At 38.0% G+C, this 14,960-nt stretch carries 14 protein-coding genes; 10 read left to right on the plus strand and 4 right to left on the minus strand.

Annotated features, from left to right (window positions below):
• A partial coding sequence (locus tag ACNI3T_RS10585) for a purine phosphoribosyltransferase family protein (protein ID WP_418227757.1) occupies positions 1–240 on the plus strand: 240 nt, incomplete at its 5' end.
• On the opposite strand, the gene ACNI3T_RS10590 is transcribed toward ACNI3T_RS10585, so the two are convergent.
• Positions 237–389, minus strand: coding sequence for an SsrA-binding protein (locus tag ACNI3T_RS10590; RefSeq protein ID WP_322300916.1), 153 nt, complete (start codon positions 387–389; stop codon positions 237–239). The genes ACNI3T_RS10585 and ACNI3T_RS10590 overlap by 4 nt on opposite strands.
• Before the next feature lie 155 nt (positions 390–544).
• Here ACNI3T_RS10590 and ACNI3T_RS10595 point away from each other — a divergent pair, with 155 nt between their 5' ends.
• From ACNI3T_RS10595 to ACNI3T_RS10630, 8 genes are all read left to right on the plus strand, one after another.
• Positions 545–1,489 (plus strand): calcium/sodium antiporter, encoded by a 945-nt coding sequence (locus ACNI3T_RS10595; protein WP_322300915.1) that lies wholly within the window; start codon positions 545–547, stop codon positions 1,487–1,489.
• Positions 1,490–1,730: 241 nt separating this feature from the next.
• The gene (locus tag ACNI3T_RS10600) at positions 1,731–3,917 is read left to right on the plus strand and encodes a glutamine synthetase III family protein (RefSeq protein ID WP_322300914.1); all 2,187 of its coding nucleotides are present in this window, start codon (positions 1,731–1,733) and stop codon (positions 3,915–3,917) included.
• 119 nt (positions 3,918–4,036) lie between these two features.
• Positions 4,037–5,218, plus strand: a complete 1,182-nt coding sequence (locus ACNI3T_RS10605; protein WP_418227758.1) for an AIR synthase related protein — start codon at positions 4,037–4,039, stop codon at positions 5,216–5,218.
• A gap of 440 nt (positions 5,219–5,658) precedes the next feature.
• Entirely contained in the window at positions 5,659–5,979 is a 321-nt protein-coding gene (locus ACNI3T_RS10610) for a hypothetical protein (RefSeq protein ID WP_418227759.1), read from the plus strand.
• Between the two features lie 68 nt (positions 5,980–6,047).
• A complete protein-coding gene (locus ACNI3T_RS10615) occupies positions 6,048–6,746 on the plus strand; it encodes a lysoplasmalogenase family protein (RefSeq protein ID WP_418227760.1) in 699 nt (232 codons plus the stop codon).
• Between the two features lie 62 nt (positions 6,747–6,808).
• Positions 6,809–7,885, plus strand: a complete 1,077-nt coding sequence (gene prfA, locus ACNI3T_RS10620) for a peptide chain release factor 1 (RefSeq protein WP_322300905.1) — start codon at positions 6,809–6,811, stop codon at positions 7,883–7,885.
• Between the two features lie 17 nt (positions 7,886–7,902).
• Positions 7,903–8,721: an orotidine-5'-phosphate decarboxylase gene (gene pyrF / locus ACNI3T_RS10625; RefSeq protein ID WP_418227761.1), complete on the plus strand. Its 819-nt coding sequence runs from the start codon at positions 7,903–7,905 to the stop codon at positions 8,719–8,721.
• 3 nt (positions 8,722–8,724) lie between these two features.
• Positions 8,725–9,498: an ABC transporter substrate-binding protein gene (locus ACNI3T_RS10630; protein ID WP_418227762.1), complete on the plus strand. Its 774-nt coding sequence runs from the start codon at positions 8,725–8,727 to the stop codon at positions 9,496–9,498.
• On the opposite strand, the gene ACNI3T_RS10635 is transcribed toward ACNI3T_RS10630, so the two are convergent.
• Together ACNI3T_RS10635 and ACNI3T_RS10640 are read right to left on the minus strand one after the other, a co-directional pair.
• A complete protein-coding gene (locus tag ACNI3T_RS10635) occupies positions 9,479–9,676 on the minus strand; it encodes a Lacal_2735 family protein (RefSeq protein WP_141878489.1) in 198 nt (65 codons plus the stop codon). The two genes, ACNI3T_RS10630 and ACNI3T_RS10635, sit on opposite strands and share 20 nt — an antisense overlap.
• Before the next feature lie 155 nt (positions 9,677–9,831).
• A complete protein-coding gene (locus tag ACNI3T_RS10640) occupies positions 9,832–10,539 on the minus strand; it encodes a DUF4197 domain-containing protein (RefSeq protein WP_418227763.1) in 708 nt (235 codons plus the stop codon).
• Between the two features lie 432 nt (positions 10,540–10,971).
• Between ACNI3T_RS10640 and ACNI3T_RS10645 the strand changes: the two genes are divergently transcribed.
• Positions 10,972–14,427 (plus strand): methylmalonyl-CoA mutase family protein, encoded by a 3,456-nt coding sequence (locus ACNI3T_RS10645; protein WP_418227764.1) that lies wholly within the window; start codon positions 10,972–10,974, stop codon positions 14,425–14,427.
• Between the two features lie 63 nt (positions 14,428–14,490).
• Here ACNI3T_RS10645 and ACNI3T_RS10650 read toward each other — a convergent pair whose 3' ends face one another.
• Positions 14,491–14,889, minus strand: coding sequence for a hypothetical protein (locus tag ACNI3T_RS10650; RefSeq protein WP_418227765.1), 399 nt, complete (start codon positions 14,887–14,889; stop codon positions 14,491–14,493).
• Positions 14,890–14,960: the final 71 nt, after the last annotated feature.

Below are 14,960 nucleotides of genomic sequence, written 5' to 3' on the forward strand. Positions count from 1 at the left end.
TATGATCTGGAATATGGAAGTGATAGTCTTGAAATTCATCAGGATGCGATCCAGGAAGGTGAAAATGTGCTAATTCATGATGATGTCCTTGCAACCGGAGGAACAGCTCTGGCCACCTGTAAACTTGTGGAAAAATGCAAAGGCAATATTGTGCAGTGTAATTTCTTAATAGAACTTGATTTTCTTAACGGGAGAGACCGGATTTCTAATTATGAGGTAGAGTCACTAATACATTACTAGTCCAGCGAGTTTTTAGTAACCCATAGGCGCCAGCCTATAATAGCCATCTGGACTTTCGAAGCTTTTTGTAAATCCAATTCTTTTTTGGAGTAACTAGGTAAAAATTTCTTGTTGAACTTAGCAAGCGCCTTGAAAATTGACTTTTTCATTGTACATGAGATATTTTCGAAAGGTACAAATTATTCGATTTCAGCGAAATAACATATTTGGCTGAAAATTGGTCATTAAAGGCATTGTATTCTTAGACTTAAAGAAAGTAATTGCAATTCTATGAATTCCTCTATCTTCGCAAAAAATATCATCTATGAGCGTTGTATTTCTAATTGTTGGCTTTGTCCTTTTGGTAATAGGAGGAGAGTTTTTAGTTCGAAGTTCTGTAGCAATTTCACTAAAACTCAGTATTTCCAGGATGGTTGTAGGTCTTACGGTGGTTTCCTTCGCTACTTCAGCTCCAGAACTTTTGGTGAGTCTGCAGGCGGCTATTGATGGTTTTTCAGATATTTCTTTAGGTAATGTAATAGGTTCCAATATCGCTAATATTGGTTTGGTTCTGGGATTAACGGCCATGGTTTCTCCCTTAATGGTAGATCGTGATTTCTATAGGATCAACTGGCCAATAATGATGTTATTCTCCATAGTACTCTATTTCTTTCTTCAAAGTGGAGATGTATTATCACGTATAGAAGGTGGAATTCTCTTACTCGGACTTGTAGGATACATGTTTCTACTAATTAAAAGGTCAAGAAGAAAGGACAATGTGGTTGCAGATGAGGTAGATCTGTCTTTACAGGACGTTCGAAGTATCAAATTAGGAATCTGGCTGTTAATTGGAATTTTTGCTTTATGGGGAGGATCAGAATTACTCGTCATGGGTGCGGTAGATCTTGCCACTCAATTAGGTATTAGCGAACGAGTAGTTTCTGTGACTATCATCGCTGTTGGCACGAGCGTTCCAGAGCTGGCAGCTTCCCTGATCGCCGCAATGAAAAAGGAGAAAGCAATTTCGTTAGGGAATTTAATTGGCTCCAATATTTTCAATATCGCTTCAGTTTTAGGTTTAACCGCTTTAATCAAACCTGTAGTCGTGCAATCTTCAGAAATTCTTTCGAACGATATGATCTGGATGCTGGCAATTGCGTTTGCCTTGTTGCCACTATTATTAATTCCGAAGCCTTCAGAAATGGGGAGAAAAGAGGGATTCGGTCTTATTGCTGCTTATGCTACGTTCATCCTGATCACAATTCTATAGTTCTTAATATCTTCTTAAATCCCTTCGGAAGAAGGGGTGTATAATATTAATGATTGGTTAAATTTCAGAAGCAACCCTAAAAAAATAGGGGGTTATCTTAAAGAGGCTGCATTTTTTACGAAATCGGCACTTATTTTTTGTTGCATATCACTTATATTCGCAACTTCAATCGATAATTACTGAATTATCTAATGATCTGATAGTTCAATTTTTTATAAACCAACACAATTAATATTTCAGCATGTCAACTTTAAGATTCCAAGCTTTAAAAGAAACATTGAACAGGAAGCCGGTGAAGATCAAGGAACCTCGTAGAAGGTCTGAAATTTTCGGTAAGAATGTTTTCAATGAAACTGTTATGAGACAGTTCCTGACCAAAGAAGCATACACGAATGTCGTGGAAGCTATGAACACAGGGAAGAAGATAGATCGCAATGTCGCCGATCATATTTCTACCGGAATGAAAGAATGGGCAATCTCAAAAGGAGTTACTCATTATACTCACTGGTTCCAGCCTCTTACGGGAGCAACTGCAGAGAAACATGATTCTTTCTTTGAGCCTTTGGGTGATGGGTCGGCTATCGAAAAGTTTGGTGGAGGACAGCTTGTTCAACAGGAACCAGATGCATCAAGTTTTCCGAATGGTGGCATTAGAAATACTTTTGAAGCAAGAGGTTATACTGCATGGGATCCTACTTCTCCAGCTTTTATATGGGGGACTACATTATGTATTCCAACGGTATTCGTAGCTTATACAGGAGAGGCACTTGATAACAAGACACCACTATTAAGAGCTTTGCAGGCAGTTGATAATGCAGCAACAGATGTTGCGAAATATTTTGATAAGAACGTTAAGAAAGTAAATGCGACTTTAGGATGGGAACAGGAGTATTTTCTGATCGATTCCGCACTTACAGCATCAAGACCTGATATCACTTTAACCGGAAGAACCCTGTTAGGACACTCTCCGGCGAAAGGTCAGCAATTAGATGATCACTATTTTGGTTCTATACCTTCAAGAGCGATCGCTTATATGATGGATCTTGAGATTGAATGTATGAAGCTTGGTATTCCGGTAAAAACCCGTCATAACGAGGTGGCACCAAACCAATTTGAGCTTGCTCCAGTATTTGAGGAAGCTAACCTTTCTGTAGATCACAATTCATTAATTATGGATGTGATGAAGAGAGTTGGGGAAAGACATAACTTTAGTGTATTAATGCACGAAAAACCATTCGCCGGAATTAATGGTAGTGGTAAACATAATAACTGGTCCTTAGCGACAGATACAGGGGTTAACTTATTATCTCCAGGTTCTACGCCAATGAAGAACCTTCAGTTCCTTACATTCTTTGTAAACACTATTAAAGCTGTTTATGATAATGAAGAATTATTAAGAGCTGCGATCGCAAGCGCTTCCAATGATCACCGTCTTGGAGCGAACGAGGCGCCACCGGCAATTATTTCAGTATTTATTGGAAGTCAGCTGACTAAAGTTCTTGATGAACTTGAAAAAGTGACTGATGGTAAACTATCTCCTCAGGAAAAAACAGATCTTAAATTGAATGTAGTTGGGAAGATTCCTGAAATTCTTCTTGACAATACTGATAGAAATAGAACTTCACCATTTGCCTTTACAGGGAATAAATTTGAATTTAGAGCAGTTGGTTCTCTTGCGAACTGTGCTGGGGCGATGACCGTACTTAACAGTATCGTAGCTAAGCAGCTTAAGGAATTTAAAGTTGAGGTTGATAAACTTATCAAGGACAAAAAGATGAAGAAGGACGATGCCGTCTTTAATGTCCTGAGAGAATACATTAAAAAATCTAAGAAAATTAGATTTGAAGGTGATGGATATGGTGAGCCATGGGAAAAAGAAGCAGAGAAGCGCGGTCTTAGTAATAACAGAACCACGCCACTAGCTTTAAAAGCTCAGGTAAGCAAGAAAACAATTGCCCTCTACAAAGAATTAGGGGTAATGAATGAAACCGAGATCGAAGCAAGACACGAGATTGAGCTTGAAGAGTACGCGATGAGAATTCAGATTGAAGGACGTATCCTTGGAGATATCGCCAGAAATCATATCATTCCAACTTCCATAAGATATCAGAATATCCTGATCAAGAATGTACGCGGGTTGAAAGATATTTATGCTGATGATTTCGCAAGACACGCTAAGGAACAATTGGAAATTATAGAAAGCATTTCTTCTCATATTGCCAGTATCAATTCTAATGTGAATGCGATGATTGAAGCGAGAAAAATTGCCAACAAACTAGAAGATGCTGAAGAGAAAGCATTTGCCTATTGTGATGATGTGAAACCTTACTTCGAAGAAATTAGATATCACTGTGATAAATTAGAGTTATTGGTAGATGATGAAATCTGGCCATTAGCTAAATACAGAGAATTACTTTTCACAAGATAATTTCTGAAGTTTTAGAAAAAGAAAAACCACGCTATTAGCGTGGTTTTTTTGTTTAAATAGGTCGTATAATTTCCCAGAAGCCTGAAACTAATTATCTTTGAGGATTCTAAGTTATATTCATGAGTAAAGAAATTAGCAAAAGGTATTCAGGCAGGGGTGTATCTGCAGGAAAAGAGGATGTTCACAACGCTATCAAGAATGTAGACAAAGGACTTTTCCCGAAGGCTTTTTGTAAGATCGTACCAGATCACCTAACGGGAAGTGAAGAACATTGTTTGATCATGCATGCAGATGGTGCCGGAACTAAATCATCTCTTGCTTATATGTACTGGAAAGAAACCGGAGATCTTTCGGTTTGGAAAGGGATCGCCCAGGATGCTTTGATCATGAATATTGATGATCTTTTATGTGTGGGAGCAACCAGTAATATTCTGCTTTCTTCCACTATTGGTCGGAATAAAAACCTTGTCCCTGGTGAGGTGATTTCAGCTATTATTAATGGTACAGAAGAATTAATTTCAGAATTAAAGAAATTCGGAGTAGATATACATTCTACTGGTGGAGAGACGGCAGATGTTGGAGATTTGGTGAGAACGATCATCGTGGATTCTACCGTAACTGCAAGAATGCCGCGAAGTAAGGTGGTTGATAATTCGAATATCATACCTGGAAACGTGATCGTAGGACTTTCATCTTCTGGGCAGGCTAGCTACGAAACTGAGTATAACGGCGGAATGGGAAGTAATGGTCTTACTTCTGCGCGCCATGATGTATTCTCTAAAGTCCTGGCTGAAAAATATCCTGAAAGTTTTGATAGTTCCATTCCTGAAGAGCTTATTTATTCAGGCACAAAAAAGTTGACAGATGTTGTAGATGATAGTCCGATTGATGCTGGGAAGCTTGTGCTTTCACCTACCAGAACTTATGCGCCGGTTATTCAGAAATTACTTTCTGATATTGGAGCTGAGAATATTAACGGAATGGTTCACTGTAGTGGAGGCGCGCAAACAAAGATCCTGCACTTTATTGATGATTTGCATATTATAAAAGATAATATGTTTCCTACCCCACCACTTTTCAAACTAATTCAGGAGGAAAGCAAAACGGACTGGAAAGAGATGTATCAGGTTTTTAATATGGGACATCGTATGGAAATTTATATTGATGAGGCTCATGCAGATAAGGTGATAGAAATTTCAAGATCTTTTAATGTAGACGCTCAGGTAGTGGGAAGAGTTGAAACATCTGAAAGTAAAAAGCTTACAATTAACAGTGAATATGGTACGTTTGAGTATAGTTAGGTATACAAATTAACTTCGAATAACCTCGAGCAATGAGCATTCCAGGTTATTAGTTTTATAAAATTGAGATGAAATTCTGGTTTGGCTTACTGGTTTTAGTTATGATCGCTACGAATATACTTGCGATCTATTACTTGGACTCAATAACCGATAGGTGGTTTAGACTACTTGCAACTGTAGTTTTTTTTCTGGTCTTTTTTTTTAAATATAATAGAGATCAAAAATTACTTATTTCATTTTCTTTGTTAACACTATGTGACGGACTGTTGATATTTTATGAGAATTCTATAATTAGAAATATCATTTATATTGTTCGTATATCCGCTTATCTTACCATTATAAACTTTCTGTATCCCTACCTGTCACGTCTCCGGTTAAACCTGATTACATTTATAATCACCACTTTTGTAATAGCGCTCGATATCTATATGTTGCATGATATGGCAACATACATACCTGGCTACAGAGAGGATATTATTTTTACTATTCTGTTCTACACAATGGGCTTAGCTTCTCTGGCTCTAGTCGCAACCTGCATATCTTATTTGAATAGATATGCTGACGCTAAAGGTTTCTTATTGGTGGTTATTTCAATATGCCTTGTTTTGTCTGATCTAACTTTTTATAATGCCTATTATTTAGATTTTGAGGTGTTTTATTATGCAGACAGAATCGTAAATATAATAGGCATTGCACTACTTGTAGTCTTTGCAAAAAAATGGCTTCAGGATAAGGAAGAAGAGTCTCTAACTGAAATTTAGTTGATTTACGCAGCAATTCAAATCCAGTAACCCTTTAGATTCGTAAGTACTTTCCAAACCAACCTAAGATGTTTCCAAAATATTTCCTTCCATTTATAGCTGGTATTGTACTACTGGCAAATATGTTCATAATATCAGAATATGATCTGGAAATGATTAGATGGGGTCGGTTGATGAGCACCTTTCTTGTTTTTCTCATGTTAATATGGAAACGGAGATCCGAACGTATGCTAATTACCGCAATCTTATTACTTCTTATTTCAGATATTCTTTTACTCGATTATGAAAATATGTACAGTAATACTGTAACCTTTCTTTTACGTATTGCTGCATATACCACCTTAGTTTTAGTAATTTTCCCTGAAATTAAAAGCCTTAAAATGAGTATTTTTCAAAAAATAGTTTTCGCTGTCGTCTTCACCATGAATATTGGAATGTTATATGCTCTAGTAGACATGATTCCTGAAAAATACGATTATTCCTTCCTGAATTTCCTGTTCTATATTTACGGAAGTGTTATGATCACCCTGGTTCTTGCCGCGATATCCTATAGCAATATTTATTCAGATACTACTTCGTTCTTTTACACCGCTGGTGCCTTATGTTTGGTTTTTTCAGATATTATGTCATTTATAGCTTATTATCTGGAGTTCTATGAATTTTATTATACCGATAGATTTTTCTATATTATTGGTGCGATTTCGCTGGTGAAATTTGCTTCTTTCAGTAGAAATCATGAGCCATTATTTGAAATGGAAAGGGTTTAAAGCTTTTATATGATTTCAACCAAATTATCGTAAATTTGCTAGCCTAAATTCAGTAGGAATATATGATTGAAAGACTTAATATCGTAAAGCAGAGGTTTGATGAGGTGAATGATTTGATCATTCAACCGGATGTTATATCAGACCAGAAGCGGTATATCGAATTGAATAAAGAATATAAAGATCTTCGGGCATTGATGGATGAACGCGAGAAGTATATAAGTCTTACTGAAAACATTTCGGAAGCTGAAGAGATCATATCTGATGGTAGCGATGCTGAAATGACAGAAATGGCGAAACTTCAGATGGAGGAAGCAAAAAATCAACTTCCTGCGCTGGAGGATAAGATAAGAATGATGCTCATCCCAAAAGATCCGGAAGATTCTAAGAACGTGGTCGTAGAGATTCGAGGTGGTACTGGTGGTGATGAAGCCAGCATTTTCGCTGGAGATCTATATCGTATGTATACTAAATATGTAGAAAGCAGGGGGTGGAAGCATAATATTGTGGATTATAGTGAAGGTACCAGTGGAGGATTCAAAGAAATGATCTTTGAAGTTTCCGGAGAAGATGTGTATGGTACCATGAAATTTGAAGCTGGAGTGCATCGTGTACAACGTGTTCCTCAAACCGAAACTCAGGGCAGAGTTCATACTTCTGCCGCAACCGTTATGGTGTTGCCAGAAGCTGAAGAATTTGATGTTCAGATAGATCCAAAAGATGTAAGAATTGATTATTTCTGTTCTTCAGGACCTGGAGGACAGTCAGTTAACACCACATACTCTGCGGTACGTTTAACTCACGAACCTACGGGTTTGGTAGCTCAATGTCAGGATCAAAAATCGCAGCATAAGAATAAGGAAAAAGCTTTCCGTGTTTTACGTTCCAGATTATATGAGCAGGAGCTTGCTAAAAAAATGGAAGCCGACGCTGCAAAAAGAAACTCAATGGTTTCCAGTGGTGACCGTAGTGCTAAGATTCGTACCTATAACTATGCTCAGAGTAGGGTTACAGATCACCGTATCAACCTGACGCTTTACGACCTGTCCAATATAATTAATGGCGATATTCAAAAGATCGTGGATGAATTGCAGCTGGCAGAGAATACCGAAAAGTTAAAAGAGAATTCTGATATTCTTTAAATCTGAATTAATTTAATATGACTTCACAGGAGCTTACTGAGCAAATCTTCAAAAAGCAAACATTTTTGTGTGTGGGACTGGATACCGATATAGACAAAATTCCAACCTACCTGCTTTCAGAAAAAGATCCTGTATTTAGCTTCAATAAGGCCATAATTGACGCTACGCATCAATCTTGTGTAGCTTATAAACCTAATATTGCATTTTATGAAGCGTTGGGTGCCAGTGGATGGAAAAGTCTTAGAAAGACGATCGAATACCTGCATACTGAATACCCAGACCTGTATACAATCGCTGATGCCAAGCGTGGAGATATTGGAAATACTTCCAGAATGTACGCAAAAGCCTTTTTTGAGGACCTTGGTTTCGATTCTATAACCGTTGCACCATATATGGGAAAGGACAGTGTAGAGCCATTCCTGGAATTTGAAAATAAGCATACCATATTACTTGCGCTTACTTCCAATGAGGGAGCTTATGACTTTCAGACCCAGCAGATTGACGGTGAAGAACTTTACAAAAAGGTCATTAAAACATCCTTAGACTGGAATAATTCTGAAAACTTGATGTACGTAGTGGGAGCTACCAAAGCGGAATATCTTGCTGAAATTAGAAAGATGATTCCCGATAACTTTTTGCTGGTACCAGGTGTTGGTGCGCAGGGAGGAAGTCTCGAGGAAGTTTGTAAATACGGAATTACTCCTAACGTGGGTTTACTTGTAAATTCTTCCCGTAAGATTATTTATGCCTCAGATTCTTCCAATTTTGCTGAAATCGCTGGTGCAAAAGCTGAAGCTATTCAGATCCAGATGAAGGATGAATTAGCTAAGCTCTAAAATATGCAGTTTCAGGATCAACTCCACCGATCTTTTGAACTCACATCAATTCCGAAGAGAATAATATCACTGGTTCCAAGTCAAACTGAATTACTCGTAGATCTTGATTTAGAAGATTCTATAGTGGGAGTCACCCATTTTTGTGTGCATCCTGAAGGACTCAGGAATAAGAAAACCAGCTTAGGAGGAACTAAGAAAGTGAATTTAAGGAAGGTCAGGGATTTAAAACCTGACATTATACTTTGTAATAAAGAGGAGAATACCCGTGAAATGGTAACAGCTCTAACTGAAATTGCGCCTGTTCATTGCTCAGCCGTCGCCAATCTGGAGGATAATGCTGAACTTATTAGAATGTATGGGGAGTTGTTTGATAAAAGCGAGGAAGCCGATTTTTTGATTCAGAATATCGAGAATTCCCGGCAGGATCTGGTGCAAGTAGTTTCTGATTCGAAACCTAGAAGAGTAGCTTATTTTATCTGGAATAAACCATTGATGGTAGCAGGGCAGGGAACCTTTATCAATGAAATGCTTGCTCTAAATAGGATGATAAATGTTTTTAATTTGGACAGATACCCTGAAACAGATCTTGAAAATTTGAAGACTATGGAGATAGACGAAATTCTTTTAAGTTCTGAACCATTTCCATTTGAAGAAAAGCATAAAAAAACCTTCTCAGGAATTTCAGAGAAGGTAACACTTGTGGACGGTGAATATTTTAGTTGGTATGGAAGCCGGGTTTTAAAAGCCTTAAAGTATTTCAGGCAGTTTCACTCCTAGTTTCTACCATCGAGCAATCCATTCTACGAAGCTCAGCCAGAATCTTTTTGGCTCTAAAATTCAGTTTGTCACTTTGTTCTTTATCTATAAGAGCAATCTTGTAAGCACGTTGCATTAATCTACTATACTTCTCACAAAGCCGTTCTTCCTTTGATTTATTTTCGAAAATTCTAAACATATAATACTTAATTTCTTTCCACTTCATCATCATCTATCTACGCTACAAAGCTAAGATTAACAAAGCCTATACATTGATAATGTTGAGTTAAGCTTAATTTAAAATATACCGGATATCTATGGGAAAGTGTTAAAATATTGTATTATGTAAGAATTTTAAGATCTATCCTGTAGGGCAAAAACACGTTTTAAAAGATCTGTTGTTCTGGAGTTTAAGGAATTTCGAATGTCCTTTTCCTCTTTCTCTATCATAAAATAAACTCCTTGAAGAGCTTCATTAGTTACATAATCGGTAAGATCTGGATTGACTTTACTTGTAAGAGGAATAGCATTATATTTTTGTATGAGATTAGACCAAACTCTATTTGCTCCAACTTTTTCTAAGGAGTTATTGATGATGGGATTGAACCTGTCATAAAGCTGTGCTTGAGTTTTTGAAGTAAGATAATTTGTTGCTGCGTTGTCTGCACCTAAAAGAATATTTCGAGCATCTGCAAAACTTATTTCTTTCACCGCAGTTGCAAAAACAGGAATGGCTTCTCCTACTGCATCTTCAGCGGCTCTGTTAAGAACTTTTAGACCCTCATCTGCAAGATTATCCAATCCAACATCTCTTAAAGTCTTATCAACTTTCTGCAATTCAGGTGGCAAACTTATACGCACAAGTTCATTTTTAAAGAATCCATCTTCAGTAGCAAGACTGGTTACTTCTTTATCTATCCCGAATTGAAGCGCCTGCTTTAGTCCGGAATTGATCTCCGAGTCTGTTACACCATAAGTTGAAGGTATCTGAGTTGCGATTTGTTGTAATTCTGCACAGGAACTTAACGAGAATATTAGTAGTAGACCGAGGAACTTTTTCATGGTAAATAATTTGCTCAAATATACTTGCTAAAATTTTAACGCTTCATCGCATAAAGTTATAATAATATTAAAACTATCGATTTTGTTCATGTCTTCTACTGAAGTATTTTAGCGAGATAGATCTGATTTACAGGTTTTTAGGTTAAAGGTATTTAATGATTTTTATTTCTAATTTCAGTTTTAAATCAATTATGTTGAACGGAAGATGATTGATATATGATCACCTGAATAATACTTTTCCATATTAATATAAAACATGAGTACTGAATTATTAGTAGACTGTTTTCATACATCAGCATATTACGAGTTCATATTCCTGCTTAAAAGCCACCTCCCCCAAGGTGGCTTTTTTTAAGTTTTCAATAATTTTAAAATCTCATTTTCATTGCGATTTTCGTAAATTGCAGGTCAATATTCTTGATATAATTAAATATGGAGCAACAAAGTCCTTATAAACCTAAAAATAAAATAAGAATTGTAACCGCAGCCTCGCTGTTCGATGGTCATGATGCCGCTATTAATATTATGCGTAGGATCATCCAGGCTACCGGAGTTGAGGTGATCCATCTTGGACATGATAGAAGTGTGGAAGAGGTGGTAAACTGTGCTATTCAGGAAGATGCTCATGCGATAGCAATGACTTCTTACCAGGGTGGCCACACTGAATACTTTAAATATATGTATGACCTACTAAAGGAAAAAGGTTCAGAACATATAAAGATCTTTGGCGGTGGAGGCGGAGTGATCCTTCCAGATGAGATTAAGGAATTGATGGACTACGGAATAGATAGGATCTACGCTCCTGATGATGGTCGTGAAATGGGCCTGCAAGGGATGATCAATGATATGATCCAGCGTGTGGATAATCAGGTTCCAGATCTTGAAGAAGCAGACAAGGTAAACGAGAATCTGCAATCCAGAAAAGTTACCACGATCTCCCGTCTTATTTCCCTTGCTGAAAACAGGCATGAGGAATTTCTGAAATATTTTGACAAGAACAATTTTGACACTAATAAAACTCCTGTTCTGGGAATTACCGGTACAGGTGGATCTGGTAAATCAAGTTTGGTAGACGAACTGGTTCGGAGATTTTTAATGGATTTTCCTGAAAAACATATTGGGATCGTTTCTGTGGATCCTTCAAAAAAGAAAACTGGAGGTGCATTGCTTGGTGACCGTATCAGGATGAACAGTATCAATCATCCTAGAGTTTTTATGCGTTCACTTGCTACAAGGCAGGCGAACCTGGCATTGTCCAAGCATGTAGCAGAAGCTGTCGATGTGCTGAAAGCAGCCAGTTATGACCTTATCATTCTCGAAACTTCAGGAATTGGGCAGAGTGATACAGAGATCATGGATCATTCAGATGTGTCATTATATGTAATGACTCCGGAATTTGGTGCAGCAACGCAGCTTGAAAAGATCGATATGCTTGATTTTGCAGATCTGGTCGCGATCAACAAATTCGATAAACGTGGAGCTCAGGATGCTTTGCGTGACGTAAAAAAGCAATACCAGAGAAACCACCAGTTGTGGCATGAAGATGCTGAGAAACTTCCGGTGTTTGGTACCATCGCTTCTCAATTCAATGACCCTGGAATGAATACGCTTTACAGAAGTCTTATGGACGCTGTAGAGGAGAAAACAAATTCAGGGATGAGCTCTACTTTTGAAATTTCAGAAGAAATGAGCGAGAAAATATTCGTGATTCCGCCAAAACGTACTCGCTATCTTTCAGAAATTGCTGAAAATAACCGTGGTTATGATGAAACAGCTGCTACTCAAACTGAAGTTGCTCAGCGTCTCTACGGAATCTATAAAACCATCGAAACCGTTGCTAATATAAAAACCGAGTTTGGTAAAGATCAAACCAAATACCTTGATAAAAACGGAATCGATCAGGATGGGATCATAGAAGTTTCAGAAGAAGATCAGTCAGAATTTTTAAAGCTGCTTTTTGCTGAATTCGATAAAGTAAAGATGGATCTCGATCCCTACAACTGGGAGATGATTCTTGCCTGGAATGATAAAGTGAATAAGTATACGGAACCTGTGTATAGCTTTAAAGTCCGCGATAAAGAGATCAAAATCGATACTCATACAGAGTCACTTTCGCATACGCAGATCCCGAAAGTGGCGCTTCCAAAATATAAAGCCTGGGGCGATATTCTAGGATGGTGTCTTCAGGAAAATGTTCCTGGAGAATTTCCTTATACTGCCGGACTTTACCCGTTCAAGCGTACTGGTGAAGATCCAACGAGAATGTTTGCCGGTGAAGGTGGACCGGAGAGAACCAATAGAAGATTTCACTACGTAAGCCAGGGATTACCGGCTAAACGACTGTCTACCGCTTTTGATTCGGTTACGCTCTACGGAAATGATCCAGATCACCGACCAGATATTTATGGTAAGATTGGTAATTCCGGAGTATCTATATGTTGTCTTGATGATGCGAAAAAGCTTTACTCTGGATTTGATCTTGCAGATGCGATGACCTCTGTGAGTATGACTATTAATGGTCCTGCTCCAATGTTACTTGGGTTTTTCATGAACGCCGCGATCGATCAGAATTGTGAAAAGTACATCAAAGAGAATGGTCTTGAAGACAAAGTAGAAGCAAAACTGAAGGAGCTGTATGACGATGCTGGTATTGACAGACCACAATACCGTGGGGACCTTCCAGAAGGAAATGACGGACTTGGCTTGATGCTTCTGGGATTAACCGGTGACCAGGTTTTACCAGAAGATGTGTATGCTAAGATCAAAGCTGAAACTATAGCTGTAGTTAGAGGAACCGTTCAGGCAGATATTTTAAAAGAAGATCAGGCTCAGAATACCTGTATTTTTTCTACTGAATTTGCGCTACGATTAATGGGTGATGTTCAGGAATATTTCATTGAAGAGAAGGTTAGAAATTTCTATTCTGTCTCTATTTCCGGATATCATATTGCTGAAGCTGGTGCGAATCCAATAACCCAATTGGCATTTACCCTGGCAAATGGATTTACGTATGTTGAATATTATTTAAGCAGGGGAATGGATATCAATAAATTTGGTCCAAACCTTTCGTTCTTCTTCTCTAACGGCGTAGATCCGGAATATGCAGTGATTGGTAGGGTTGCCAGAAGAATCTGGTCCAAAGCCTTGAAACATAAGTATGGAGCCAATTCCAGAGCTCAAATGTTGAAGTATCATATACAAACTTCAGGAAGGTCTTTACATGCGCAGGAAATCGATTTTAATGATATTAGAACTACGCTTCAGGCATTGTATGCGATCTACGATAACTGTAATTCATTGCACACCAATGCTTATGATGAAGCGATCACCACGCCTACTGAAGCTTCAGTAAGAAGAGCGATGGCTATACAATTAATTATCAATAAGGAGTTAGGGCTTGCTAAGAATGAGAATCCAATCCAGGGATCGTTCATTATTGAAGAATTGACCAACCTGGTGGAAGAAGCTGTGCTTACTGAGTTTGATCGAATCACGGAACGTGGCGGAGTGCTTGGTGCGATGGAAACTATGTATCAGCGAGGAAAGATACAGGAGGAAAGCCTGTACTACGAAACTTTAAAGCATAATGGAGACTACCCTATAATTGGAGTTAATACTTTCCTGAGTTCTACAGGATCGCCAACGGTAACACCGGGAGAAGTTATTCGTGCTACGGAAGAGGAAAAAGAACACCAGATCAAAACTCTGGAAACTTTACATAAAGCTAAAGAAAATTCTGCCGAAGAAATGCTGGATAGAATACAGAAAGCAGCAGTTACCAATCAGAACCTTTTCGAAGAATTAATGGAGGCAACGAAAGTTTGTTCGCTAGGACAGATCACTCATGCTTTATTCGAGGTGGGTGGACAGTATCGTAGAAATATGTAAATACTGAAATATTTCAGATATTAAAAAAATCCCGAGAAACCGGGATTTTTTTGTTTTCTAACTTTATAAGGATAGTCGCCAGACGCGTTGTAATTTTCTGAATTTCTGAATTTCTTTCCGTAGAAGCCGTACGAAGTCCTTGCCGTTGCTATTTACAAGTTCAAGGTGTTCGCAATGCTTACTTAAACGTTCGGTGAGCAGACTTACGGCATGTACATAATGCTTTCTACTTTCCTGAAAAAATTCATTTTCAGCCCTCGCAATATTCGGCAAAAGCGATTCTGAGTACCGGATAATATCACCGGTATAATAGACGCTCTTATCTTCCAACCCGTGATCATTCAAGCCAGATACTTCAGGTAAAAGATAATCAGATACAGATTTGGATATCTTCATGATCTCCCGGGCCTTAGAATATAATGCTTCGCTGGGCTGTCGGGACTTGTCGTAAGAGGATGACATCGTTTAATTTTTCCTCTAAATTACTAGAGACTTATCAAAGATGCATTTAAATGTTAATGTGAATGATAGAA

It is taken from the genome of Christiangramia qingdaonensis (assembly GCF_048381525.1).
In the GTDB taxonomy this organism is placed as follows: domain Bacteria; phylum Bacteroidota; class Bacteroidia; order Flavobacteriales; family Flavobacteriaceae; genus Christiangramia.